General features: G+C 72.6%; 25 protein-coding genes. 18 read left to right on the top strand and 7 right to left on the bottom strand.

The window, feature by feature from the left end; genetic code table 11:
* The 8 genes from AC068A_RS04805 to AC068A_RS04840 all read left to right on the top strand — a co-directional run bounded on the left by AC068A_RS04805 (window position 1) and on the right by AC068A_RS04840 (window position 9,003).
* Window positions 1-1,056 (top strand): ABC transporter ATP-binding protein, encoded by a 1,056-nt coding sequence (locus AC068A_RS04805; protein WP_478580730.1) that lies wholly within the window; start codon window positions 1-3, stop codon window positions 1,054-1,056.
* Window positions 1,049-2,095 carry an ABC transporter ATP-binding protein gene (locus AC068A_RS04810; RefSeq protein WP_478580733.1) on the top strand — a complete coding sequence of 349 codons (1,047 nt, stop codon included), beginning with the start codon at window positions 1,049-1,051 and terminating at the stop codon, window positions 2,093-2,095. The genes AC068A_RS04805 and AC068A_RS04810 overlap by 8 nt, the downstream gene beginning before the upstream one ends.
* Before the next feature lie 210 nt (window positions 2,096-2,305).
* Window positions 2,306-3,244, top strand: a complete 939-nt coding sequence (locus AC068A_RS04815) for a GNAT family N-acetyltransferase (RefSeq protein WP_478580735.1) — start codon at window positions 2,306-2,308, stop codon at window positions 3,242-3,244.
* A 108-nt stretch (window positions 3,245-3,352) separates the two neighbouring features.
* Entirely contained in the window at window positions 3,353-4,981 is a 1,629-nt protein-coding gene (locus tag AC068A_RS04820) for a peptide ABC transporter substrate-binding protein (RefSeq protein ID WP_478580737.1), read from the top strand.
* A gap of 40 nt (window positions 4,982-5,021) precedes the next feature.
* Entirely contained in the window at window positions 5,022-5,945 is a 924-nt protein-coding gene (locus AC068A_RS04825; protein WP_478580740.1) for an ABC transporter permease, read from the top strand.
* Window positions 5,938-6,936, top strand: a complete 999-nt coding sequence (locus tag AC068A_RS04830; RefSeq protein ID WP_478580743.1) for an ABC transporter permease — start codon at window positions 5,938-5,940, stop codon at window positions 6,934-6,936. Before AC068A_RS04825 ends, AC068A_RS04830 begins: the two co-directional genes overlap by 8 nt.
* Window positions 6,937-6,947: 11 nt before the next feature.
* Complete coding sequence (locus AC068A_RS04835) at window positions 6,948-7,931, top strand: ABC transporter ATP-binding protein (protein ID WP_478580746.1); 984 nt, start codon at window positions 6,948-6,950, stop codon at window positions 7,929-7,931.
* The gene (locus tag AC068A_RS04840) at window positions 7,924-9,003 is read left to right on the top strand and encodes an ABC transporter ATP-binding protein (RefSeq protein ID WP_478580749.1); all 1,080 of its coding nucleotides are present in this window, start codon (window positions 7,924-7,926) and stop codon (window positions 9,001-9,003) included. Before AC068A_RS04835 ends, AC068A_RS04840 begins: the two co-directional genes overlap by 8 nt.
* A gap of 12 nt (window positions 9,004-9,015) precedes the next feature.
* Here the strand turns inward: AC068A_RS04840 and AC068A_RS04845 are convergent, their stop codons facing one another.
* Window positions 9,016-9,447 (bottom strand): cupin domain-containing protein, encoded by a 432-nt coding sequence (locus tag AC068A_RS04845; protein WP_478580752.1) that lies wholly within the window; start codon window positions 9,445-9,447, stop codon window positions 9,016-9,018.
* A gap of 561 nt (window positions 9,448-10,008) precedes the next feature.
* Here AC068A_RS04845 and AC068A_RS04850 point away from each other — a divergent pair.
* From AC068A_RS04850 to AC068A_RS04865, 4 genes are all read left to right on the top strand, one after another.
* Window positions 10,009-10,203, top strand: a complete 195-nt coding sequence (locus AC068A_RS04850) for a hypothetical protein (RefSeq protein ID WP_360635407.1) — start codon at window positions 10,009-10,011, stop codon at window positions 10,201-10,203.
* A 24-nt stretch (window positions 10,204-10,227) separates the two neighbouring features.
* Complete coding sequence (mshB, locus tag AC068A_RS04855; RefSeq protein WP_478580757.1) at window positions 10,228-11,124, top strand: N-acetyl-1-D-myo-inositol-2-amino-2-deoxy-alpha-D-glucopyranoside deacetylase; 897 nt, start codon at window positions 10,228-10,230, stop codon at window positions 11,122-11,124.
* A complete protein-coding gene (locus tag AC068A_RS04860; RefSeq protein WP_478580760.1) occupies window positions 11,121-11,504 on the top strand; it encodes a DUF6113 family protein in 384 nt (127 codons plus the stop codon). The genes mshB and AC068A_RS04860 overlap by 4 nt, the downstream gene beginning before the upstream one ends.
* A 207-nt stretch (window positions 11,505-11,711) precedes the next feature.
* A complete protein-coding gene (locus AC068A_RS04865) occupies window positions 11,712-13,751 on the top strand; it encodes a peptidoglycan binding domain-containing protein (RefSeq protein WP_478580763.1) in 2,040 nt (679 codons plus the stop codon).
* 110 nt (window positions 13,752-13,861) lie between these two features.
* Here the strand turns inward: AC068A_RS04865 and AC068A_RS04870 are convergent, their stop codons facing one another.
* A complete protein-coding gene (locus tag AC068A_RS04870) occupies window positions 13,862-14,653 on the bottom strand; it encodes a transglutaminase family protein (RefSeq protein ID WP_478580766.1) in 792 nt (263 codons plus the stop codon).
* Entirely contained in the window at window positions 14,650-15,630 is a 981-nt protein-coding gene (locus AC068A_RS04875; RefSeq protein WP_478580769.1) for a GNAT family N-acetyltransferase, read from the bottom strand. Before AC068A_RS04875 ends, AC068A_RS04870 begins: the two co-directional genes overlap by 4 nt.
* Before the next feature lie 117 nt (window positions 15,631-15,747).
* Here AC068A_RS04875 and fdxA point away from each other — a divergent pair, with 117 nt between their 5' ends.
* Window positions 15,748-16,074, top strand: coding sequence for a ferredoxin (gene fdxA / locus AC068A_RS04880; RefSeq protein WP_114054017.1), 327 nt, complete (start codon window positions 15,748-15,750; stop codon window positions 16,072-16,074).
* Between the two features lie 122 nt (window positions 16,075-16,196).
* On the top strand, window positions 16,197-17,291 hold the full coding sequence (gene dapC / locus AC068A_RS04885) for a succinyldiaminopimelate transaminase (protein WP_478580773.1): 1,095 nt from the start codon (window positions 16,197-16,199) through the stop codon (window positions 17,289-17,291).
* Between the two features lie 121 nt (window positions 17,292-17,412).
* On the opposite strand, the gene AC068A_RS04890 is transcribed toward dapC, so the two are convergent.
* Window positions 17,413-17,868: an ATP-binding protein gene (locus AC068A_RS04890; protein WP_478580775.1), complete on the bottom strand. Its 456-nt coding sequence runs from the start codon at window positions 17,866-17,868 to the stop codon at window positions 17,413-17,415.
* Window positions 17,869-18,126: 258 nt separating this feature from the next.
* A complete protein-coding gene (locus tag AC068A_RS04895) occupies window positions 18,127-19,098 on the bottom strand; it encodes a hypothetical protein (RefSeq protein WP_478580778.1) in 972 nt (323 codons plus the stop codon).
* An 85-nt stretch (window positions 19,099-19,183) separates the two neighbouring features.
* Between AC068A_RS04895 and dapE the strand changes: the two genes are divergently transcribed.
* Window positions 19,184-20,263, top strand: a complete 1,080-nt coding sequence (dapE, locus tag AC068A_RS04900) for a succinyl-diaminopimelate desuccinylase (protein ID WP_478580780.1) — start codon at window positions 19,184-19,186, stop codon at window positions 20,261-20,263.
* Between the two features lie 64 nt (window positions 20,264-20,327).
* The gene (locus AC068A_RS04905) at window positions 20,328-21,095 is read left to right on the top strand and encodes an LOG family protein (protein WP_478580782.1); all 768 of its coding nucleotides are present in this window, start codon (window positions 20,328-20,330) and stop codon (window positions 21,093-21,095) included.
* Window positions 21,096-21,155: 60 nt separating this feature from the next.
* Here the strand turns inward: AC068A_RS04905 and folP are convergent, their stop codons facing one another.
* Window positions 21,156-22,016, bottom strand: coding sequence for a dihydropteroate synthase (folP, locus tag AC068A_RS04910; protein WP_478580784.1), 861 nt, complete (start codon window positions 22,014-22,016; stop codon window positions 21,156-21,158).
* Between the two features lie 116 nt (window positions 22,017-22,132).
* Between folP and AC068A_RS04915 the strand changes: the two genes are divergently transcribed.
* Window positions 22,133-22,564 carry a DivIVA domain-containing protein gene (locus AC068A_RS04915; RefSeq protein WP_478580787.1) on the top strand — a complete coding sequence of 144 codons (432 nt, stop codon included), beginning with the start codon at window positions 22,133-22,135 and terminating at the stop codon, window positions 22,562-22,564.
* Window positions 22,561-23,139, top strand: coding sequence for a DNA-3-methyladenine glycosylase I (locus AC068A_RS04920; protein WP_478580789.1), 579 nt, complete (start codon window positions 22,561-22,563; stop codon window positions 23,137-23,139). Before AC068A_RS04915 ends, AC068A_RS04920 begins: the two co-directional genes overlap by 4 nt.
* 74 nt (window positions 23,140-23,213) lie before the next feature.
* On the opposite strand, the gene chcB is transcribed toward AC068A_RS04920, so the two are convergent.
* Entirely contained in the window at window positions 23,214-24,014 is an 801-nt protein-coding gene (gene chcB / locus AC068A_RS04925) for a 2-cyclohexenylcarbonyl CoA isomerase (RefSeq protein WP_478580790.1), read from the bottom strand.
* Window positions 24,015-24,262: the final 248 nt, after the last annotated feature.

Below are 24,262 nucleotides of genomic sequence, written 5' to 3' on the forward strand. Positions count from 1 at the left end.
TTGACCATCATCGACAAGACCTCGAACGTCCCCGCGCCCCGATCGGCGCCGGAGGGCACCCCGCTGCTCGAAGTGCGCGACCTGCACGTCGAGTTCCACACCCGCGACGGCGTGGCCAAGGCCGTCAACGGTGTCTCGTACTCGGTGGACGCCGGCGAGACCCTCGCCGTCCTCGGCGAGTCCGGCTCGGGCAAGTCCGTGACGGCGCAGGCCATCATGGGCATCCTCGACATGCCGCCCGGCAAGATCCCCTCCGGTGAGATCCTCTTCCAGGGCACGGACCTGCTGAAGCTCCCGGCGGACGAGTACCGCAAGATCCGCGGCTCGAAGATCGCCATGATCTTCCAGGACGCGCTCTCCTCGCTGAACCCGGTGCACACCGTCGGCGCCCAGCTCGGCGAGATGTTCCGCGTCCACCGCGGGATGTCCAAGAAGGACTCCCTGGCCAAGGCCGTCGAGCTGATGGACCGGGTGAAGATCCCCGCCGCCAAGGCGCGCGTGGGCGACTACCCGCACCAGTTCTCCGGCGGTATGCGCCAGCGCATCATGATCGCCATGGCGATGGCCCTGGAGCCGGAACTGATCATCGCCGACGAGCCCACCACGGCTCTCGACGTGACGGTCCAGGCCCAGGTCATGGACCTGCTCGCGGAACTCCAGCGCGAGATGAACATGGGTCTGATCCTGATCACCCACGACCTCGGCGTCGTCGCCGACGTCGCCGACAAGATCGCCGTCATGTACGGCGGCCGGATCGTCGAGACCGCCCCGGTCCACGAGATCTACAGCCGCCCCGCGCACCCGTACACCCGCGGCCTGCTCGACTCGATCCCGCGCCTGGACCAGAAGGGCCAGGAGCTCTACGCGATCAAGGGCCTGCCGCCCAACCTGCTGAACATCCCCTCGGGCTGCGCCTTCAACCCGCGCTGCCCCAAGGCGCAGGACATCTGCCGCACCGACGTGCCCGTCCTGCACCAGGTGACCGAGCAGGACGGCACCGAGCTGCCCGGCCGCGGCAGCGCGTGCCACTTCTGGAAGGAGCAGATCCATGGCTGACCTCACCAAGGGCGAGCGCGAGCCGATCCTCCAGGTGCGCAACCTGGTCAAGCACTTCCCGCTGACCCAGGGCATCCTGTTCAAGAAGCAGGTCGGCGCGGTCAAGGCCGTCGACGGCGTCTCCTTCGACCTGTACCGGGGCGAGACCCTCGGCATCGTCGGCGAGTCCGGCTGCGGCAAGTCCACCGTCGCCAAGCTCCTGATGAGCCTGGAGCGGGCCACCTCCGGCGAGGTGTTCTACAAGGGCCAGGACATCACCAAGCTGTCCGGCAAGGCCCTCAAGGCCGTCCGCCGCAACATCCAGATGGTGTTCCAGGACCCGTACACCTCGCTGAACCCGCGCATGACGGTCGGCGACATCATCGGCGAGCCCTTCGAGATCCACCCCGAGGCGGCCCCGAAGGGCGACCGGCGCCGCAAGGTCCAGGAGCTCCTGGACGTGGTCGGCCTGAACCCCGAGTACATCAACCGCTACCCGCACCAGTTCTCCGGCGGCCAGCGCCAGCGCATCGGCATCGCCCGCGGCCTCGCGCTCAACCCGGAGATCATCATCTGCGACGAGCCGGTCTCCGCGCTCGACGTGTCGGTGCAGGCGCAGGTCGTCAACCTGATGGAGAAGCTGCAGGACGAGTTCGACCTGTCCTACGTCTTCATCGCGCACGACCTGTCGATCGTCCGGCACATCTCCGACCGCGTGGGCGTGATGTACCTCGGCAAGATGGCCGAGATCGGCACCGACGCCGAAATCTACGACCACCCGACGCACCCCTACACCCAGGCGCTGCTGTCGGCCGTCCCGGTCCCGGACCCGGAGGCGCGCGAGGCCCGCGAGCGGATCATCCTCACCGGTGACGTCCCCTCGCCCGCCAACCCGCCGTCGGGCTGCCGCTTCCGCACCCGCTGCTGGAAGGCGCAGGACATCTGCGCCACCGAGCAGCCGGTGCTGGCGGTCCCGGAGCGCTACCAGGGCCAGAACACCCTCGCGGCGCACGAGTCGGCGTGCCACTTCGCGGAGGAGCGCGCCGTCCTGGCCGTCTGACCCTCCCGCGTACGTCCTCCAGGGCGCCCGGTGCCGGATCCCTCCGGCGGCGGGCGCCCCGGCGCGTTCCGGGACCCTTCCGGGCGCGGAGGCGGGGAGGCGGGGAGGAGGCGGGGAGGCGGGGAGGTCCGGGGAGGTGCCGGACACCCCCGATCCGATCGCGGGAAAAGCCGGTTGCGGCCGTACCCGGCGCCGTCGGACAGTGTCCGGATGACCGACGTGATGACCGTCCGCCCGGCCGGCCCGGGCGACGCGTCCGACATCTGCGCCCTCCTCAACGCCGTCGACCTGATCGAGATTGGCCGGCCCGAGACCGACCTCGCCGCCGTCGAGGCCGACCTGTCCCACCCCGGCGTCGACCTCGCCACCGACTCCTGGCTCGCCTTCCAGGACGGCCGGCTCGTGGCGTACGCCCTGGTGTGGGCGGACTCCGGGCCGGGCCGGGTCGACTGCGACCACTACGTGCTGCCCGGCCACGACGGGGCCGCCCTCGCCCTGCTGGAGCGGCTGGAGGCCCGGGCCCGCGAGATGGCCGACGGGGCGCCGGAGGGCCGGCTGCGGCTCCAGCTCAACATCGAGCCCACCCTCGACCTCTCCCTGCTGTCCGGGCGCGGCTACCGCACCGTGCGCCGCTACCAGGTGATGACCCGCCCCGTCTCCGCGGCCGCCGACCTGCCGCCCGCCCCTCCCGAGGGGATCGCCCTGCGCCACTGCGGGGCAGACGAGGCCGACCGGCGCCGCGCCCACGCCCTGGTGGAGGACACCTTCGCCGCCCACTTCGGGCACGTCGACCGCCCGTACGAGGCCTGGCTGGACCACATCGACGCCCGCGCGCTCGACTGGTCCCTGGTGTGGATCGCGAGCCTGCCCGGCCACGGCGACGTGGGAGTGCTGCTCACCCGCGACGACCGCACCAGCATGGGCTGGGTCAGCCACCTGGGCGTACGGTCCGACGTACGCGGCCGGGGCATCGGCGGGTTCCTGCTGCGCCACGGCTTCGCCGCCTACGCGGCCCGCGGCCGGGACCTCGTCGGCCTGGGTGTGGACATCAGGAACGAGACCGGCGCACTCGGGTTGTACGAGGCCCACGGGATGAAGCTCCACTACGCCGTTGACACCTGGGAGCTGCCCTTGCACTCACATGGGTGACAGGCGCCCGGCGCAGGGGTGCAATCGGTCCAACCGGCAGTGCACCGGGCCCCGCGAGGGGTGACATTGGCTCCCAAGTGAGTCCCGGTAGCCGTAAGGAGGCACTCGATGCGCGCAGCCACCCACGCCAAGTGGGCCGCAGGGGCGGTGGCCGTCGCCCTGGCGGCGTCGGCCTGCGGAGGCGGGGGAGACAGCGGCGGAGGCGGCGAGTCCGGGATCGTCAGCTCCTCCTGGGGCGACCCGCAGAACCCCCTGGAGCCGGCCAACACCAATGAGGTGCAGGGCGGCAAGGTCCTCGACATGATCTTCCGCGGGCTCAAGCGCTACGACCCCAAGACCGGCGCGGCCACCAACATGCTCGCCGAGAGCATCGAGACCACCGACAACCAGAACTTCACCATCACCGTGAAGGACGGCTGGACGTTCAGCAACGGCGAGCCGGTCACCGCCCAGTCCTTCGTGGACGCCTGGAACTACGCCGCGGACGTCACCAAGAAGCAGAACAACGCCCCGTTCTTCGGCGACATCGTCGGCTACGACGAGGTCCACCCGGCATCCGGCGAGCCCACGGCGAAGACGATGTCCGGGCTGGTCGTCAAGGATGCCCGGACCTTCACCGTCGCCCTCGACAAGAAGTTCTCCACCTGGCCCGAGACCCTCGGCTACCAGGCCTTCTCCCCGCTGCCCAAGGCCTTCTTCACCGACCACACCGCCTGGCTGGACAAGCCGATCGGCAACGGCCCGTACACCGTGGACTCGTACACCAAGGGCACCGGGATGAAGCTGCGCAGGTGGGACGGCTACCCGGGCGCGGACAAGGCGGTCAACGGCGGCGTGGACCTCAAGGTCTACACCGACAACAACACCGCCTACACGGACCTGATCTCCGGAAACCTCGACCTGGTCGACGACGTGCCCGCGTCGCAGCTGAAGAACGTCAAGAACGACCTCGGCGACCGGTACATCAACCAGCCGGCCCTCATCATCCAGACCCTCACCTTCCCCTTCTACGACCCCCGGTGGGGCAAGGAGGGCACGGAGAAGGTCCGCCGCGGCATCTCCATGGCGATCAACCGCGACGAGATCACCAAGCAGATCTTCCGCGACACCCGCACCCCCGCCAAGGACTGGACCTCCCCGGCCCTCGGCGAGAAGGGCGGCTTCAACCCGACGCTGTGCGGTGACGCCTGCACGTACGACCCGGCGGCCGCCAAGCAGCTCATCCAGGAAGGCGGCGGACTGCCCGGCGGCAGGATGACCCTCACCTCCAACGTGGACACCGGATCCCACCGCGCCTGGATGGACGCCGTCTGCAACAGCATCAACAACGCCCTCGGCCAGGGCCCCGTCTGCACGGTCAACCCGGTCGGCACCTTCGCCGACTTCCGCAACCAGCAGAGCTCCTACAAGCTGACCGGGCCCTTCCGCTCCGGCTGGCAGGCCGACTACCCGCTGATCCAGAACTTCCTGCAGCCGCTCTACTACACCGACGCCTCCTCCAACTACGGCAAGTTCAGCGACCCGCAGTTCGACAAGCTCGTCGACGAGGCCAACCAGGAGAGCGACCCCGCCCAGGCCATCGCGAAGTTCCAGGACGCCGAGCGGATCCTCGCCGCCCAGATGCCGGCCATCCCGCTCTGGTACCAGAACGGCAGCGCCGGATACGCCGAACGCCTCTCCGACGTGGCGCTCAACCAGTTCAGCGTGCCCGTCTACGACCAGATCAAGGTCAGCTGACCCGCAGCCGCAAGGCCCGCCGACACCCCGGAGCGCTCCAGTGGGACGTTATGTGATCCGGCGGCTGCTCCAGATGATCCCGGTGTTCATCGGCAGCACGTTCCTGATCTTCTTCATGGTGTACGCACTCGGGGACCCCGTCGCCGCCCTCTTCGGCGACAAGGCCCCCGACCCCGCCACCGCCGCGCGCATCCGCAAGGACCTCTACCTCGACCGCCCCCTGTGGGAGCAGTACCTGCACTACATGGGCCAGATTTTCCAGGGGGACTTCGGCACGGCCTTCAACGGCCAGCCCGTCACCGAGCTGATGGCCTCGGCCTTCCCCGTCACCCTGCGCCTGACCTGCGTGGCGATCGTCATCGAGATCATCGTCGGCATCACCCTCGGCGTGATCAGCGGCCTGCGCCGCGGCCGGGCCGTCGACTCCGGGGTGCTGGTCCTCACCCTGATCGTGATCTCCATTCCGACGTTCGTCACCGGCTACGTGCTCCAGTACCTCTTCGGCGTCCAGTGGGGCTGGGTCCGGCCCACCGTCTCCCCGAGCGCCCCCCTGAACGAGCTGATCCTGCCCGGCATCGTCCTCGCCCTGGTCTCCCTCGCGTACGTCACCCGCCTCTCGCGCACCTCCATCGCCGAGAACGCCCGGGCCGACTACGTCCGCACCGCCGTCGCCAAGGGCCTGCCGCGCCGCCGGGTCACCACCCGCCACCTGCTGCGCAACTCGCTGATCCCCGTCGTCACCTTCATCGGCACCGACATCGGCGCCCTCATGGGCGGCGCCATCGTCACCGAGCGGATCTTCAACATCCACGGCGTCGGCTACCAGCTCTACCAGGGCATCCTGCGCAACAACTCCCCGACCGTGGTCGGGTTCGTGACCATCCTCGTCATCGTCTTCCTGCTGGCGAACCTGCTCGTCGACCTGCTCTACGCGGTCCTGGACCCGAGGATCCGCTATGCCTGAGCCGGCGTACGACCCGCTGGAGCCCGGCGACAACGAGGCCATCGCACCCACAGGACAGGGCGGACAGATGGACCTGGCACTCGACGAGGCGGAAAGCCTGGAGAAGCCCCTGGATCCCGAGCCGGGCCGGAAGGGGCCGGCCGAGAAGGCCCGCTCCCTGTGGTCCGACGCCTGGCACCAGCTGGGCCGCAACCCCGTCTTCGTCATCTCCTCCCTCCTGATCCTCTTCCTCGTCCTCATCGCCATCTGGCCGCAGCTCATCGCGAGCGGCGACCCGCTCCAGTGCGACCTGTCCAAATCGCAAGCCGGCTCCGAGCCCGGCCACCCCTTCGGCTACGACACCCAGGGCTGCGACGTGTACACCCGCACCGTGTACGGGGCGCGCGCCTCGATCACCGTCGGCGTGTGCGCCACCCTCGGGGCGGCGCTGCTCGGCTCGCTGCTCGGCGGGCTCGCCGGGTTCTTCGGCGGCTGGAGCGACGCGCTCCTCTCCCGCGTCGCCGACATCTTCTTCGGCATCCCGGTCGTCCTGGGCGGCCTCGTCTTCCTGTCCGTCGTCACCGGCGACACCGTCTGGCCGGTGGTCGGCTTCATCGTGCTGCTGGGCTGGCCGCAGGTGGCCCGCATCGCCCGCGGATCCGTCATCACCGCCAAGCAGAACGACTACGTCCAGGCCGCCCGGGCGCTGGGCGCCGGCCACTCCCGGCTGCTGCTGCGGCACGTGGGGCCCAATGCCGTCGCCCCCGTCATCGTCGTCGCCACGATCGCGCTCGGCACGTACATCGCCCTGGAGGCCACCCTGTCCTTCCTCGGCGTGGGCCTGCGCCCGCCCACGGTCTCCTGGGGCATCGACATCTCCAACGCGGCCCCCCAGATCCGCAACGCCCCGCACATGCTGCTCTGGCCGGCCGGTGCGCTGAGCCTGACCGTGCTCGCGTTCATCATGCTCGGCGACGCGGTGCGCGACGCCCTCGACCCCAAGCTGCGCTGAGGAGCCGGCCCATGCTGCTCGAAGTCCGGGACCTCCAGGTGGAGTTCCGCACCCGCGACGGGGTCGCCAAGGCCGTCAACGGCGTGAACTACTCGGTGGACGCCGGCGAGACGCTCGCCGTGCTCGGCGAGTCCGGCTCCGGCAAGTCGGTGACCGCCCAGGCCGTGATGGGCATCCTCGACGTGCCGCCGGGCCGGATCGCGGGCGGCGAGATCCTCTTCAAGGGCAAGGACCTGCTGAGGATGAAGGAGGACGAGCGGCGCAGGATCCGCGGCGCCGAGATGGCGATGATCTTCCAGGATGCGCTGTCCGCGCTGAACCCGGTGCTCAGCGTGGGCGCGCAGCTCGGCGAGATGTACGAGATCCACCGCGGGATGTCGCGCAAGGACGCGCGGGCCAGGGCCGTCGAGCTGATGGACCGGGTGAAGATCCCCGCGGCGAGGCAGCGGGTGGGGGACTACCCGCACCAGTTCTCCGGCGGCATGCGCCAGCGCATCATGATCGCGATGGCGCTGGCCCTGGAGCCCTCCCTGATCATCGCCGACGAGCCGACGACGGCCCTCGACGTCACCGTCCAGGCCCAGGTGATGGACCTGCTCGCCGAGCTCCGGCGGGAGCTGGACATGGGGCTCATCCTGATCACCCACGACCTGGGCGTGGTCGCCGACGTCGCGGACAGGATCGCCGTGATGTACGCGGGCCGGATCGTCGAGACGGCTCCCGTCCACGACATCTACAAGCGCCCCGCCCACCCGTACACGCGCGGCCTGCTCGACTCGATCCCGCGCCTGGACCAGAAGGGCCAGGAGCTGTACGCGATCAAGGGCCTGCCGCCCAGCCTGCTCGCCATCCCGCGCGGCTGCGCCTTCCACCCCCGCTGCCCGATGGCACAGCCGGTGTGCCGCAGCGACGAGCCCCCGCTGTACCCGGTCACCGGCTCGCCCGCGCCGCGCGCGAGCGCCTGCCACTTCTGGAAGGAGTGCCTCGGTGGCTGAGCCCGTCCTCCGGGTCCGCGGCCTGGTCAAGCACTACCCGCTGACCCAGGGGATCCTGTTCAGGAAGCAGGTCGGCGCGGTCAAGGCGGTCGACGGCGTCTCCTTCGAACTCGGCCGCGGCGAGACCCTGGGCATCGTCGGGGAGTCGGGGTGCGGCAAGTCCACCGTGGCCAGGATGCTGGTCAACCTGGAACGCCCCACCGCGGGCGCCATCACGTACAAGGGCGAGGACATCACGAAACTGTCCGGCCGGGCCCTGAAGGCCGTGCGCCGCAACATCCAGATGGTGTTCCAGGACCCGTACACCTCGCTGAACCCGCGCATGACGGTCGGCGACATCATCGGCGAGCCGTACGAGATCCACCCGGAGGCCGCCCCGAAGGGCGACCGGCGCCGGCGGGTCCGGGAGCTCCTGGACGTCGTCGGCCTGAACCCCGAGTACATCAACCGCTACCCGCACCAGTTCTCCGGCGGCCAGCGCCAGCGCATCGGCATCGCCCGCGGGCTCGCCCTGCGGCCGGAGGTCATCGTGGCGGACGAGCCGGTCTCGGCGCTCGACGTGTCGGTGCAGGCGCAGGTGATCAACCTGATGGAGCGGCTGCAGAGCGAGTTCGACCTGAGTTACGTGTTCATCGCGCACGACCTGTCGATCGTCCGGCACATCTCCGACCGGGTCGGGGTGATGTACCTGGGCCGGGTGGTGGAGATCGGCACCGACACCCAGATCTACGACCACCCCACCCACCCGTACACCCAGGCGCTGCTGTCGGCCGTCCCGGTCCCGGACCCCGAGGCGCGGGCCCACCGGGAGCGGATCATCCTCACCGGGGACGTCCCCTCGCCCGCCAACCCGCCGTCGGGCTGCCCGTTCCGCACCCGCTGCTGGAAGGCCCAGCGCCGCTGCACCGACGAGGTCCCGCTGCTGGCGGTCCCGGCGGTCTTCCCCTCGGGGCCCGCAGCCCACCCCTCGGCCTGCCACTTCGCGGCCGAGAAGCAGGTGGTGCCGCAGCCCGGCGACCTGCCGCCGCCGCCCGCCCCGCCGGGCGCCCCGACCCGGCCGGAGGCGGAGTAGCGGCTCGGCGGCTCAGCCGGCGCCGACCGGGAGCGCGCCGACCCGGGACTCCAGCCAGCCGGGCAGGTCCAGCAGCCGTACGCCCTCCTGCTCGTCCGGGTCGGTGCGGGCCACCACGCAGACCATGTCCTCGTGGCCGGTGTTCACCGGCAGGTGCGGGGTGTCCGGCGGGATGTGGATGTAGTCGCCGGCCCGGAGCAGGACGTGCTCGGCCAGGTCCTCGCCGTGCCAGACCTCGACCTGGCCCGACTGGACGAAGATGGCGGACTCGTGGCCGGCGTGCAGGTGCGGCCGGCCGCGGCTGCCCGCGGGCATCACCAGCCGGTGCAGGCACAGCCCCTTGGCCCCGGCCGACTGGGCGCTGATGCCCGCCCCGAAGCGGCCGCCCTGGACTCCCTCGTAGCTGCCGGTCCGGACGACCGTGCAGCGCAGTTGTTCGGTCATGCACGGCAGTAGAACAGGGCCAAGATCGAATGGCGGAGCGCATCGACCGGCGCAGGGGCGCAGTTCGGGGCGCACGAGCGAGCGAATCGCGCCGCCGTCCGGAGGGCCGGAATCCGATCCGTCGAACCCGTCCCGTTCTGACGCATTCGGCGCGACACGACCGGCGGAGTCCCGCGCCACCGGTTATTTCCGGCCAGCGCGGTGATTCCATCGCGTGGCGGCCGCCCGTGCTCCGAGGGTGCCGCCCGCGGCCCGCTGTCGGACCAACCGGGTTTACATGCAGGCAACTTGACCGTTTCTGTCCGGAGATATGGACCCGGCAGCCTGGGTTGTGTGCGGCCGTGCGGGTGCCGACAACCGGCCGGGGAGGCATCCGTGTCCCCCCGGCCGGCCACCCCCGTGACCCTGTGCATGCGCGGCGTGCGCCCCTCGTGCTGCCGGAATTCGATCGATGCGCTGGTACGGATAGTTATGATCCGTAGCGCACGGTGGGTATGACTCCGCCGAGCACTGAGTACGAGTACGCGTACCGATGTCCGCTCGTCGTGGAGGTGAAACGCCGTGGCACTCTCGATCTCGGCCGTGGTGCTGCTGGCGATCGTCGTCTTCCTGCTGGTCCGCCGGTCGGGCCTGAAGGCGGGACACGCCGCTGTCTGTGTGCTCCTCGGTTTCTATCTCGCGAGCTCGACCATCGCGCCGACGCTCACCCAGCTGACCACGAATGTGGCGAGCATGATCAGTGGCCTCAAGTTGTAGGCCGTTGCTCGTTAGTCTTGCCCCATGAACGGTCTTCCCGCCCGTCGTCTGCTCTTCGTGCACGCACACCCGGACGACGAGTCGATCAACAACGGCGTCACCATGGCCAGGTACGCGGCCGAGGGCGCCCACGTCGCGCTGGTGACCTGCACCCTCGGCGAGGAGGGTGAGGTCATCCCGCCCGGGCTCGCCCACCTGGCGGCCGACCGCGACGACACCCTCGGCACCCACCGCATCGGCGAGCTGGCCGCGGCCATGGCGGAACTCGGGGTCACCGACCACCGGTTCCTCGGCGGCCCCGGCCGCTTCCGCGACTCCGGGATGATGGGCGTCGAGCAGAACCGCCGCCCCGGCTCCTTCTGGTCGGCCGACGTCGACGAGGCCGCCGCGTACCTCGTCGAGGTCATCCGCGAGCTGCGCCCGCAGGTCCTCGTGACCTACGACCCGAACGGCGGCTACGGGCACCCCGACCACATCCAGGCCCACCGGGTCGCCATGCGCGCCGCGGAGCTGGCCGCCGAGCCCGCGTACCGGCGCGACCTCGGCGACCCGCACCAGATCGGGAAGGTCTACTGGAACCGGGTGCCGCGCTCGGTGGTCGAGGAGGGCTTCGCCCGGCTGCGCGCGGCCGGCGTCAAGACCCCCTTCCCGGGGCTGGCTTCGCCGGACGACGTGCCCGGCGTCGTCGACGACGGGCTCATCACCGCGGAGATCGCCGCCGACGAGTCGGTCGTGGCGGCCAAGGCGGCCGCCATGCGGGCGCACGCCACCCAGATCGCCGTGGACGGGCCCTTCTTCGCCCTCTCCAACGACCTGGCGCAGCCCCTGTTCGCCCGCGAGTACTACGAGCTGGTCCGGGGCCGCCCCGGCGCCCCCGCCGGGGAGCGCGAGCGGGACCTGTTCGCGGGGGTCGGGGCATGACCCGGGAATGGACCGCGGGGCGGATCGCCGTCCTCCTCGGCCTGCTGGCGGTCGGCTTGCTGACCGGCCTGGCCGGCTGGGCGGTCGTCGACCTCTGGTTCCCCGCCGGGGTGGCGCTGGCGCTGCTCGCGCTCTTCGGGCTGTTCCTCGGCGGCCGGATCGCGACCGGGACGGGCATCGGGGTGGGTGCGGCCGCGGCCGGCTGGTTCCTGGCGTACGTCGCCCTCGGTACTCCGCGTCCCGAGGGCGACTTCCTGCTGAGTTCGTCCGGAATCGGCATGTACGTCTACCTTTTGGGTGGAACCGTCGCGGCTGTGATGTGCGCCACCCTGAGAAACCCGTTCGACCGGCCCGTTTCGGCCGCCCCGCCCGCCAAGTGACAGGCCGTTGAACTCGGGCGGGGTGCCCGCCGCCGGGGGTTGGGGCCCGCTGCACCCGGTGCGCGCCGGGGGCTTGGAGGAGGCGAAGGGGAACCTTGGATTCCCCTAGGTCAGTTGCGTCCGGGCCGCGGCCAGTATGGTGGTCGGGCCGCCGAGCTGCCCGCGCACGGTATGACGGGCGGCGGAGCCAACCGGGAGAAACCTGCCTTGAGTCGTGAAACCGACAGTCCGCCCTCCGGACCCCAGGGGCGCGGAGGAGCCGCATACCCCTCGGGTACCCAGCCGTACGGAACCGGCCAGCACCCGTCCGCGGACACAGCGGCGACTGCGACTGCCTCGGAGGAGAACTCTGTGACCTCGAACCCGTCCACGCCCGACACCGACGGGCCGAAGACCGAGACCACCCTGACCACCCGGATCCGGATCAACATCCCGGGTTCGCGGCCGATCCCGCCGGTGGTCGTACGCAAGCCGGTCGCCGCCGAGGCGGACAAGGACCGGGACGCACAGGCCGAGCCGGAGGCCGCGCCCGCGCGCGCGTCGGCGCCCGCGTCGCCCCGCGCGCTGCCCGCCGCCCCGGCCGCGTCCGCCGCGCCGGACGGGCCCGCGGCATCCGCCGAGCCGGAGGACGCGGCGAGCAACTGGTTCGCCCCCCGCAAGTCGAAGGCGGCCGCTCCCGCCCCGGCCGCGCCGCTGCCGACCCGCACCCCGGCCGCGCCCGGGCCCGCCCCGGCCCCGCTCCCGATCCGCACGCCCGCCCCGCCGGCCCGGCCCGGCGCCGACGTGCGCGTCGGCGCCCCGGCGGCCGGCTTCGCCCCGGGCGCGCCCGCCGTCCCCGGCCCGCGCACCAGCGCCCCGCCGCAGGACTTCGCGGCCCGGCCGGCACCCGCCCCGGCCGGCCCCGCGGGCCCCGGCTTCGACCGCCCGGGCTTCGACCGTCCGGGCTTCGACGGCCCCGGCGCGCCCGGCGGTCCCGTGGCCGACGCCACCCAGGGCTTCCCGGCCTTCCCCGGAGACGGCGGACCCGCCACCGAGCCGTTCCCCGCCTTCGACGCCCCCGCGGGCCGCGGCGGCCCCGCAGGCCCGGCCGGCCCCACCGGCGGCCCCGCCCTGGGCAGCACTCCGCTGAGCGGCCCGCGCGCCGACGAGGCCCCGCGCTGGCCCGGCCCGGGCATGGACGACCCGATGGCCGCGCCGGTGCCCCCGCCGGGCCCGGGCGCGCCCGGCGCCTCCGCCCCGCGCAGCCCCCGGCCCGCCCCGGCGCGCCCGGCCGCGCCGAAGCCCGCCCCCAAGCCGACCAAGGTGACCAAGGCCCGCTCCAAGCTGGTCCTGCTCGGCGGCGGCTTCGTCGCGCTGCTCGGCGTCGCCTACGGCGCCGGGCTGCTCCTGAACCACTCCGACGTCCCCAAGGGCACCACCGTCCTCGGCGTCGACATCAGCGGCAGCCGCGACGAGGCCGTCGCCAAGCTCCAGACGGCCTTCGGCAACCGCGCCGCCGCCCCGCTCCAGCTCACCGTCGGCGGCAAGCAGGTCGAGCTCAAGCCGGAGAAGGCCGGCCTGTCCCTCGACACCCAGACCACCGTCCGCAACGCCGCCGGCAGCGACTACAACCCCGTCACGGTCATCGGCTCGCTCCTCGGCAACCAGCGCGTCGCCGACCCCGTGCTGCCCGTCGACGAGGAGAAGCTCCAGGTCGCGCTCCAGGAGCTGGCCGGAACCGCCGGCACCGTCACCGAGGGCACCATCAAGTTCGACACGGGCAAGGCCGTCGCCGTCCCCGGCAAGGCCGGCACCACCCTCGACGCGGGCGCCTCCGCCGACCTCGTCACCAAGGCCTTCCGCGAGATGGTCGCCACCGGCAAGACGGCCCCCGTCGAACTCCCCACCACCAACAAGGAGCCGGCCGTCGGCCAGGCCGAACTGGACCGGGCCATGAAGGAGTTCGCCGAACCGGCCATGTCCGGCATCGCCACCGTCAAGGCGGGCCCCAAGTCCCTCGCCTTCGGCCCCAAGTCCCTGCCCAAGATCCTCAGCATGCAGGTGGTGGAGGGGCGCCTGGTCGAGAAGTACGACCTCGAAGCGCTCAAGACCACGTACGGCAACACCTTCGACGGCGTCCTGATCACCCGCGGCACCGGCGACAAGACCCCGGTCACCCCGCAGGACGTGGCCGGCGCCCTCGGCAAGGCCCTGCGCGGCAAGACCGCCGCCGAGCGCACCGCGACGATCGACACCAACCCCAGCTGACGGCCGGCCGGCCGGGCTCCCCGGCCGGCCCGCGGCCCGCCCCCGTTCCGACCCGGGACGGGGGCCGCGCGCGTGGCCGGCCTCCGCGCCGGCCCGGACCGCGCGGGCCGTCAGTTGAGCAGGGCGCGGGCCGAGAGGGCCTCAGACCGGATCCGCGCCGCGGCCTCGGCGTCCACCGCCGCGACCACCTCGGCGTACGCCTCCAGCTCCGCCGCGCCCGTCCGGAACTCCCCGCGCTCCACGAGCAGCCGGGCCCGCTCGTAGCGCAGCGACGCCGGGTGCGAGGGCAGCAGCAGCGACAGGTCCAGCGACCACAGCGCGACCGCCGACTGCTCGGGCCGCGCCGAGGCCCAGGCCCGGATGTTGTTCAGGATCCGCAGGACGATCTCCAGCGTCCCGGCCGGGGTGCGCGGGCCGTCCGCGAGCTCCGCCGGACCCGTGCCCGGCGACGCGCCGCCGGCGAAGGGGTCCACCACGACGCCCTCCTCCGGATCCCCGAAGCCCACCACGAAGTGCCCGGGCAGCCCGAGCCCGTACACATGGGCGCCCGCCCGCCGCGCGACCTCCATCCAGACCACGGACAGCAGGATCGGCAGGCCCCGGCGGCGCCGCAGCACCTCGTGCAGCAGCGAGGAGGACAGCTTCCCGTAGTCCGCGGGCGTGCCGTGGAAGCCCAGCCGCCCGCCCAGGAGCTCGGTCACCGCCGAGGCCCAGGCCCGGGCGCCGTGCAGCCCGTACGGCAGCATGCCCGCCAGCCGGTCCAGCTCGATCTGCGCCCAGTCCATGGCCCGTTCGTCGAGCTCCGGGTCCGCCTCGGCCGCCACCAGCAGGCACAGCACCGCCAGGTCGGGCCGCTCCGAGCGGGCCTCCTCGGCGAACAGCTCCCGGTTCCGTGCGCTCATCGCGCGGCCCGGTAGTGGTGGTAGGTGTGGTGCGGCGCGAAGCCCATCCCGTCGTACAGAGCCCGGGCCGCCGCGTTGTCCGTCTCCACCTGGAGCCAGGCCGCCGAGGCGCCCTCCTCGAGGGCCCGCGCCGCCAGCGCCGCCATCACCGCCGTCGCCAGGCCCGTGCGCCGGTGCGCCGGGTCGACCTCGACGGCCGCGAAAGCGGCCCACCGGCCGTCGGCCACGAGCCGGCCGATCGCCCGCCCGGGCAGCGTCGCGAACCAGACCGACGGCCCGGCGGTCAGCACCCGGCGGGCCACCTCCGGGTCGGCCACCCGCCCGTACCGTCCGAGCCACTCCTCGTCGGGGGTGCGGGACAGCAGGACCTGCGCGGTGTCCGCGGCCGTGTCCGCGAGCGGCGCCAGGGCCGCGACGCGGACCTCGGCCGACACCTCGCGGACCCAGCCCCGCCGCTCGAGGTCGGCGCACAGCATCTCCTGCGTGCCGGCGGCCCCCGTCGCGGCCTGCACATACGCCGGAAGTCCTCGTTCCGCGTACCAGGCCGTCACCCGCGCGAGTGCTTCGTCCAGCGGTATCCCCGGGTCGCCGAGCGGCAGCACCGAATTGGCCCGCCGGGTGAATCCGGCGGCCGCGCGCAGCGTCCAGCCGCCCAGCGGCTCGCTCTCCAGCGGCTGCCAGGACCGCGCCCCGACCCGCGCCAGCTCCTCGAACGAGGCCGCGGGGCCCCGCCTGCGGGCCGGCGTGGCGGGCACCACCTTGCCCGCCACCAGCGACGATTCCGCGATGCGGACGGTCTCGCCGCTCTTTCGTGTGATCGTCAGCACACCCTGTTCCCACGATGTGAGAACCCCTACCGTATCGGTGAACGCGGGCGAGGCGCTCGAGTCGCCTTCCACCCGTCGTACAGAGACTCGTTTACCCACGTCAGCCGGGGTAATACGAATCTCCAGCAGCCCGCCTGCCGCGATTTCCACAGCTCTGTCCGCCCCTCCTGTTCGGATCGTGCCCGGGAACGGAGATACTAGGCGTGGGCATCGACGACGCCGCGCTCCCGCGCGATATGGACAGCCCTACCGAGGAGGAACGAGAGCGTGACCTACGTCATCGCGGAGCCTTGTGTCGACGTCAAGGACAAGGCATGCATCGAAGAGTGCCCCGTCGACTGCATCTACGAGGGCCAGCGGTCCTTGTACATCCACCCGGACGAGTGCGTCGACTGTGGTGCCTGTGAGCCGGTCTGCCCCGTGGAGGCCATCTTCTACGAGGACGACACTCCGGAGGAGTGGAAGGAGTACTACAAGGCGAACGTCGAGTTCTTCGACGAGCTCGGTTCGCCCGGTGGTGCCTCCAAGCTGGGCCTGATCGAGCGGGATCACCCCTTCATCGCCGCGCTGCCGCCCATGGGCGAAGGCCACTGACGGCCGCCGCTCACGGCGGAACGCGACTCTCGGTCCCGTACGGCCCCCGTGCCGGGCGGGACCGAGCCGTTTGTCCCAGTCCCGGCACGCAGTCCGGCACGCACGAGAGAGCAGAGAGCACCGTGGCCGCAGTATCCGCACGTCTTCCCGTCTTTCCCTGGGACAAGCTGGAGCCGTACAAGGCGACGGCCGCGGCGCACCCGGACGGCATCGTCGACCTGTCGGTCGGCACCCCCGTGGACCCGGTGCCGCAGCTGATCCAGAGCGCCCTGGTCGCGGCCGCCGACTCGCCGGGCTACCCCACCGTGTGGGGCACGCCCGCGCTGCGCGACGCGATCACCGGCTGGCTGCGCGGCCGGCTCGGCGCCGGCGCCGCCGGACACCGCAACGTCCTGCCGGTCGTCGGCTCCAAGGAGCTGGTGGCCTGGCTGCCGACGCAGCTGGGCCTGGGCGCCGGGGACAAGGTCGCCTACCCGCGGCTCGCCTACCCGACGTACGAGGTCGGGGCGCGGCTGTGCGGGGCCGAGGCCGTCGTCTACGACGACCCGACCGAGCTCGACCCGGCCGGGATCAAGCTGCTGTGGCTGAACTCCCCGTCCAACCCCACCGGGAAGGTCATCCCGAAGGGCGAGCTGATCCGGATCGTGGCCTGGGCGCGCGAGCACGGGATCCTGGTCTTCAGCGACGAGTGCTACCTGGAGCTGGGCTGGGAGGCCGAGCCCGTCTCGGTCCTCCACGACGACGTGTGCGGCGGTTCGTACGAGGGCCTCGTCGCCGTCCACTCCCTGTCCAAGCGCTCCAACCTGGCCGGCTACCGGGCCGCGTTCATCGCCGGCGACGCGGACGTCCTCGGCGAGCTGCTGGAGATCCGCAAGCACGGCGGCATGATGACCCCCGCCCCGGTGCAGGCGGCCACGGTGGCGGCGCTCGGCGACGACGCGCACGTCGAGGAGCAGCGCGCGCGCTACGCCGCGCGGCGCGCGGCGCTGCGCACGGCGCTCGAGGCGCACGGCTTCCGGGTCGACCACAGCGAGGCCAGCCTCTACCTGTGGGTGACCCGCGGCGAGCCCTGCTGGGACACCGTCGCCCACCTCGCCGAGCTCGGCATCCTCGTCGCGCCCGGCGACTTCTACGGCGAGGCGGGCGGGCAGCACGTCCGGGTCGCGTTCACGGCCACGGACGAGCGCGTCGAGGCGGCCGTCAAGCGGCTCGCCTGACGGCCTTCGGGCGGCTCGCCCGACGCGGCCGCGGCGTCGCGCGGGCGGCGCGGGACCGCAGACAGCCCGAGGGGGCCGGGAGTGCGAACTCCCGGCCCCCTCGGGCCTTTCAGGGCGGTGGTCAGGCGCCCAGCGGCAGCCCCTGCAGCGGCAGGGCGCCCACCGCGTCGGTCGGCACTGCGCCGGTGAGCTGGCCGGCCGGTACCGCCTCGGTGAGCTGGCCGGCCGGTACCGCGTCGGTGAGCTGGCCTGCCGGTACCGCGTCGGTCGGCAGGCCCTTGGCCGGGAGCCCGCCGAGCAGGGCGCCCGCGGTGCCCGCCACCTCGGTGGGAGCGCCGGGCAGGGCCTGGGTGGCGCTGTCCGCGGCCGAGGCCGCGGCGGCTCCGCCGGTGCCGACCACGTCGTTCGCGGTGGCGGTCGCGTCAAGGGTCTCCGGGGCGGTGAGCGCGCCCAGCTGCGGCACGGCCGAGTCCAGGCCCGCGGCGCTGGCCGCGCCGGCCGCACCGACCACGGGAGCGGCCCCGGCCGCGAGCAGCAGCGCGGAACGGGCGATCCGGCGGGTCAGGGGGAGGGACATGTTGCTCCTAAGCGGTAGCGGCTGAGTACGCCCCTACAACCGCTCCCGGGGCGGGGCGGGTTGCGGACCCGGTTGGTAAAGGATCGGTAACGCATCGTTTAATCGGCTTCCGGGACAAGCTCATTGGATGTGCGCCGACCAGGGATTCCGTGCCTGCCGGGGCCCTCGGCGGGGCCTCTCGGTTCACCCCCGCGCGAGTGACGCCCCGTACGCACGGACGAGGCGCCGGCCCGGCGTGTCAGCGGTCTCGGGGACCGCTCAGCCCTTCACGAAGATGCGGATCTCGCCGTCCGACGCGTTGTGCGGATCGCCGTCGCCCGACTTCCCGACGCCGCCCTTCTCCTGCCACCGGCCCTTCTTCTGCCCGGCGATCCAGCCCCGGTGGCCGTAGGAGACGCGCACGATGCCCATCCCGCGGGCGTTGGCCACCGCCCAGCCCGCTATCGCCCGGCTGCCGCGCACCGCCGGCTCGCCGCCGTCCTGCTTCTCGACGACGGTGACCTCGGGCTCCGTGATCCCGCCCCGCCCCTCCCCGGTCCGGGAGGGCTCCGCCGGGCTGCGGTGCAGTCCGGCCTTGGCGAAGATCCGGTTCAGCTCGGCCTGGACCTTCTGCGGGTCGCCCGGATCCGTCGGTGCCGGCCCGCCGCAGGTCAGCTCCCCGGCGCCGGCGAAGGCGGCCGTCAGGACGGTCGCGTCCGGCTCGTGCTTCGCGTACGCCTGCGGGTACCCGCTCAGCTGCACCTTCTGCGCCGCCTCCGTCAGCGGCAGCCGCGAGTACCCCTTCACCTGGACCAGCCGGTCGTAGAAGATCCCCGCCGAGTAGACCGGGTCCGTGATCTGCTGGGGCGTGCCCCAGCCCTGCGAGGGCCGCTGCTGGAACAGCCCCAGGGAGTCCCGGTCGCCGTGGTCGAGGTTGCGCAGGGCCGACTCCTGCATGGCGGTCGCCAGGGCGATGGTGACCGCCCGGTCCGGCAGCCCCTTGGAGACGCCGACGGCGGCTATCGTCGCCGCGTTCGCCGCCTGTTCCGGGGTCATGTCGTACGTACGGCGGGAGTCCCCGCCGGGAGCGTCCCCGGCCACGTCCGAGGCCGTGCAGTGCGGCGCTCCGCCGCCCCCCATCGACTCGAACCGCACGACGAGGTAGCCGACGAGCGCAAGCAGGACGCACAGGCCGGCGGCCGTACGGAGCCGACGGCGGCGGCGGGGGCGGGGAAGATCGCTCTGGGACACGCGGCCCACCGTACTTGAGCCACGTGCTGCGTCCAGTGAGCGGACGTGAGACGTTCGCCGCAGCCGCCCGGGTTAGGGTCGGGACATGTCCGAATCCGAGCTGGACCTCACCCTGGACGCAGCCGAGCTGACCGCCCGACTGGTCGACATCCCGTCCGTGAGCGGCGACGAGAAGGTCCTCGCCGACCTGGTGGAGCACGCCCTGCGCGGCCTCCCGCACCTCACGGTCGACCGGTACGGCAACAACGTCGTGGCCCGCACGCACCTCGGCCGGGCCGAGCGCGTCGTACTCGCCGGCCACCTCGACACCGTGCCGATCGCCGGCAACGTCCCGTCCCGCCTCGACGAGAACGGCGTCCTGTGGGGCTGCGGCACGACCGACATGAAGTCCGGCATCGCCGTGCAGCTGCGCATCGCGGCCACCGTGCCCGAGCCCAACCGCGACCTCACCTTCGTCTTCTACGACCAGGAGGAGGTCGCCGCCGACCTCAACGGCCTGGGCAAGGTCGCCGCCGCCCACCCCGAATGGCTCGCCGGCGACTTCGCCGTCCTGCTGGAGCCGTCGAACGCCGAGGTCGAGGGCGGCTGCCAGGGCACCCTGCGGGTGCTGCTGCGCACCGTCGGAGAGCGCGCCCACTCCGCCCGCAGCTGGATGGGCTCCAACGCCGTCCACGCGGCGGCCCCCGTCCTGGCCCGGCTCGCCGCGTACGAGCCCCGCAGGCCCGTCATCGACGGCCTCCAGTACCACGAGGGCCTCAACGCGGTCCGCATCGAGGGCGGCGTCGCCAACAACGTCATCCCCGACGCGTGCACGGTGACCGTCAACTTCCGCTACGCCCCCGACCGCAGCGAGGCCGAGGCCCTCGCCCACGTCAAGGAGGTCTTCGCGGACTGCGGCATCGCCGAGTTCGTCGTCGACGACTCCTCCGGCGGCGCCCTGCCCGGCCTCTCCCACCCTGCGGCGGTCGCCTTCATGGCGGCGGTCGGCGGTCGCGCGATGCCCAAGTTCGGCTGGACGGACGTCTCCCGCTTCAGCGCGCTCGGCGTCCCGGCGGTCAACTACGGCCCGGGCGACGCCCTGCTGGCGCACAAGGTCGACGAGCGGGTGGAGACCAAGGCGATCCTGCACTGCGAGGAACGACTCCGCGCCTGGCTGACCTCCTGAATTCCGCTTCCCTTCACCTTCGTACGCCTAGGCTGGGCCAACGATCAGCAGGAGGGAGCACACCATGGGCAACCACCGCAATTCCGACGGGTTCGCTCGCCCACGTCCCGAGGAGCAGCAGCTCGGGCCGGTACTGCGCCGGCGGGGGCAGGTGCAGGCCGGCAGCACGACGGACCAGCGGCTGCTGGACTCGGCCGGTCCCACCGAGTGGGTGCACACCGATCCCTGGCGGGTCCTGCGCATCCAGTCGGAGTTCATCGAGGGCTTCGGCACACTGGCGGAGCTGCCGCCCGCGATCAGCGTGTTCGGCTCGGCGCGCACTCCGGCCGGCTCGCCGGAGTACGAGGCCGCAGTCCGGATCGGCAGCGCGCTCGTCGAGGCCGGCTTCGCGGTGATCACGGGCGGCGGCCCGGGCGCGATGGAGGCGGCGAACAAGGGCGCGCGGGAGGCCAATGGCATCTCCGTCGGCCTGGGCATCGAGCTGCCCTTCGAGCAGGGGCTCAACGCGCACGTCGATCTCGGGCTGAACTTCCGGTACTTCTTCGTCCGCAAGACGATGTTTGTGAAGTACAGCCAGGGGTTCGTGGTCCTGCCGGGCGGACTCGGCACGCTGGACGAGCTGTTCGAAGCCCTGACCCTGGTCCAGACCCAGAAGATCACCCGGTTCCCGATCGTGCTGTTCGGCACGGAGTACTGGAGCGGCCTGGTCGACTGGCTGCGCAAGACGGTGGTCGCGCAGGGCAAGGCCTCCGAGCGGGACCTCCACCTCTTCCACGTCACGGACGACGTGGAAGAGGCGATCAGCCTCGTGACGAAGGAAGTCGGCAAGTAGCGGAGCCCGCCGCCGCCCCGGCGGGGACCCGCGCGGCCGGCCGCCCGACCGGGGGCCGGCTCAGGCCAGTCCCCGGCGGGCCACCGCCGGCTCCCGCAGGCCCTGGATCGAGCGGACCATCTCCAGGACCTGCCGGGTCTCGGCGACCTCGTGGACGCGGTAGACCTGCGCGCCCAGCCAGGCCGAGACCGCCGTCGTGGCCAGCGTGCCGAGCAGGCGCTCCTTGACCGGCCGGTCGAGGGTCTCGCCGACGAAGTCCTTGTTCGACAGGGAGACCAGCACCGGCCAGCCCGTCTCCGTCATCTCCGCCAGGCGCCGGGTGGCCTCCAGCGAGTGCCGGGTGTTCTTCCCGAAGTCGTGGCCCGGGTCGATCATGATCGCGTCCCGCCGGACGCCGAGCGCCGCGGCCCGCTCGGCCAGGCCCACCGTGATCCGCAGGATGTCCGCCATGACGTCCCCGTACCCGGTCCGGTGCGGCCGGGTCCGCGGCTCGACACCGCCGGCATGGGTGCAGACCAGGCCGGCGCCGTACCGGGCGGCGACCTCCGCGAGCTTCGGATCCACCCCGCCCCAGGCGTCGTTGAGCAGGTCCGCGCCCGCCTCGCAGACGGCCTCGCCGACCTCGTGCCGCCAGGTGTCGACGCTGATCACCACGTCCGGGTGGCGGCGCCGGACCTCGGCCACGAAGCCGACCGTGCGCCGGGCCTCCTCGGCCGCGTCCACGTGCTCGCCCGGACCGGCCTTGACCCCGCCGACGTCGATGATCGCCGCGCCCTCGGCCACCGCCTGCTCCACCCGGTCCAGGGCGGGCTCGTCACGGAACGTCGCGCCCTGGTCGTAGAAGGAGTCCGGCGTGCGGTTCACGATCGCCATGATCACCGGCTCGTGGGTGTCGAACTCGCGCCTGCCCAGTCGCAGCATCCCGTTCTTTCCTCCTCTGGCGGCCCGTGCGCCGCGCCTGTGACCTTAACCTGGTGATCGGAGTGGTCCCCAGCTGCCGCTGGGAGGTGCCCCCAGAGTCTCTCAGGGAGTCGATCGTGTTCTGGTTCTTGCTGATCGCGCTGGTCGTGGTCGTCGCCGCGGTCACCCTGGCGGTGGTGGGCGGCGGCTCGGAGCCCGTACTGCCCGAGGCGGAGCCGGACCGCGTGGCCGACGCGCTGCCCGAGAGCCGCCCGGTGGTGCCCGCCGACATCGACGCGCTGCGGCTGCCCGTGGCGCCCCGCGGCTACCGGATGGCCGAGGTGGACGACGTGCTGGAGCGGCTCTCGGCCGAGCTCGCCGAGCGCGACGCGCGGATCGGCGAACTGACGGCCGCGGCTGCGCACGGCGCCGCCCCGGCCGCGGCCGCCACCGCCTCGAACGCCACTGCTGCCACTGCCGTCGCTGCTGCCACAGCCAATGCCGCCGCCGCGACCGACGACCGGCCGACGGAGCCGAAGGCCGTCGACCTGTCCAAGGACGCCCGGTGACCGCCCTCGCCGGGCCCGACGGGGGCCTGCGCTGCCCGTGGGCGCTGTCCACCGAGGACTACATCGCGTACCACGACACCGAGTGGGGCCGCCCGGTGCACGGGGACGACGCCCTGTACGAGCGGCTGTGCCTGGAGGCCTTCCAGTCGGGGCTGTCCTGGCTGACCATCCTGCGGCGGCGGGAGGGCTTCCGGAAGGCCTTCGCCGACTTCGAGATCGCGGCCGTCGCCCGGTTCGACGCGCAGGACGCCGCCCGCCTGCTCGCCGACGAGCGGATCATCCGCAACCGGGCCAAGATCGAGGCGGCCCTCGCCAACGCCAAGGTCCTCGCGGCGTGGGAGCCCGGCGAGCTCGACGCCCTGATCTGGTCCCACGCCCCGGAGCCGGGCCGCGCGGCCCCGGAGGACATCTCCGAGGTCCCGGCCGTGACGACCGAGTCCACCGCCCTGGCCAAGGCCCTGAAGAAGGCCGGCATCCGCTTCGTCGGACCCACCACCGCCTACGCCCTGATGCAGGCCTGCGGCCTGGTCAACGACCACCTGGCCGCCTGCACGGCCCGTACCCCCGCCGTCTGACGGGGGCGGGCGGCGGCGGGCCGGCCGGCGCGGCCACCGCCCCGTACGGGCTAAGCGGCCTCGGGGAGGCCCGCTTAGCGCCCGGTGTACTTCGGCTTCTCCTTGGCCAGGAAGGCGGCGACCGCGATCGCGTGGTCCTCGGAGGCACCCGCCCGCGTCTGGAGCTCGTCCTCCTTCTCCAGCGCCTCGGCGAGCGACCGCCCCGCCCCGTACGCCAGCGCCTCCTTCAGACCGGCGTAGGCGACGGTCGGCCCGTCCGCCAGCCGCCGCGCGACCTCGGCGGCGGTGTCCGCGAGCTCGGCCGCCGTCACGAGCCGGTTCACCAGGCCGAGGTCCGCCGCCTCCTGCGCGGAGATCGACCGCGGGAACAGCAGCAGGTCCGCGGCCCGGCTGGGGCCGACCAGCCGCGGCAGGGTCCAGGACAGCCCGGAGTCGGCGGACAGCCCGACCCCGGCGAAGGCGGTGGTGAAGCTCGCGGTGTCGGCGACCACCCGGTAGTCCGCGGCCAGCGCGAAGCCGAAGCCCGCCCCGGCGGCGACGCCGTTGACCCCGGCGACCACCGGCTTCGGCATCTCCGTGATCGCCCGCACGATCGGGTTGTAGTGCTCGCTCACGGTGCTCAGCGCGTTGCCCGAGCCGGACTGCCGGGCAGCCTCCAGGTTCCCGACGTGCTCCTTCAGGTCCTGGCCCACGCAGAAGGCCCGCCCGGTGGCGGTCAGCAGGACCGCCCGCACGCCCGGGTCGGCGCCCGCCGCCTGCAGGGTGTCCCGCAGGGCGACCTTCAGCTCCGTGTTCAGCGAGTTCATCGCATCCGGGCGGTTGAGCGTGATCGTGGCGAGCCCGTCGGTCACGTCGTACAGCACGGTGTCGGCCATGGCAGGTGGTGTCCCCTCCGTCGCGGACCCGGCCAGCGGATCGGTACTGGCCGGTACAAGGTCAGCATGGCGGACCGGACCGCTCCAGGGCATGTGATGTGTGTCAAAGAAAGCGGACGGCGGGCCGCCGCAGAGCGGGCGCAGTATCGCAGGCAGGTCCCCGAAATGAGTGGTTTTGGCCGAGCGCGTTGCGCAAGCGTTCCCGGCCGATGTTGGTCATCGGGTCCTGACATGCGGGATAATGGCCG

Source organism: Streptomyces sp. NPDC043854 (genome assembly GCF_056436005.1).

Coding starts and splice junctions, on each gene's coding strand:
- AC068A_RS04845 (WP_478580752.1), bottom strand. CDS start 9,447: ATGACCGAACAACTGCGCTGCACGGTCGTCCGGACCGGCAGCTACGAG.
- AC068A_RS04870 (WP_478580766.1), bottom strand. CDS start 14,653: ATGAGCGCACGGAACCGGGAGCTGTTCGCCGAGGAGGCCCGCTCGGAG.
- AC068A_RS04890 (WP_478580775.1), bottom strand. CDS start 17,868: ATGTCCCTCCCCCTGACCCGCCGGATCGCCCGTTCCGCGCTGCTGCTC.
- AC068A_RS04810 (WP_478580733.1), top strand. CDS start 1,049: ATGGCTGACCTCACCAAGGGCGAGCGCGAGCCGATCCTCCAGGTGCGC.
- dapE (WP_478580780.1), top strand. CDS start 19,184: ATGTCCGAATCCGAGCTGGACCTCACCCTGGACGCAGCCGAGCTGACC.
- AC068A_RS04835 (WP_478580746.1), top strand. CDS start 6,948: ATGCTGCTCGAAGTCCGGGACCTCCAGGTGGAGTTCCGCACCCGCGAC.
- AC068A_RS04820 (WP_478580737.1), top strand. CDS start 3,353: ATGCGCGCAGCCACCCACGCCAAGTGGGCCGCAGGGGCGGTGGCCGTC.
- chcB (WP_478580790.1), bottom strand. CDS start 24,014: ATGGCCGACACCGTGCTGTACGACGTGACCGACGGGCTCGCCACGATC.
- AC068A_RS04815 (WP_478580735.1), top strand. CDS start 2,306: ATGACCGACGTGATGACCGTCCGCCCGGCCGGCCCGGGCGACGCGTCC.
- AC068A_RS04860 (WP_478580760.1), top strand. CDS start 11,121: ATGACCCGGGAATGGACCGCGGGGCGGATCGCCGTCCTCCTCGGCCTG.
- folP (WP_478580784.1), bottom strand. CDS start 22,016: ATGCTGCGACTGGGCAGGCGCGAGTTCGACACCCACGAGCCGGTGATC.
- mshB (WP_478580757.1), top strand. CDS start 10,228: ATGAACGGTCTTCCCGCCCGTCGTCTGCTCTTCGTGCACGCACACCCG.
- AC068A_RS04830 (WP_478580743.1), top strand. CDS start 5,938: ATGCCTGAGCCGGCGTACGACCCGCTGGAGCCCGGCGACAACGAGGCC.
- AC068A_RS04905 (WP_478580782.1), top strand. CDS start 20,328: ATGGGCAACCACCGCAATTCCGACGGGTTCGCTCGCCCACGTCCCGAG.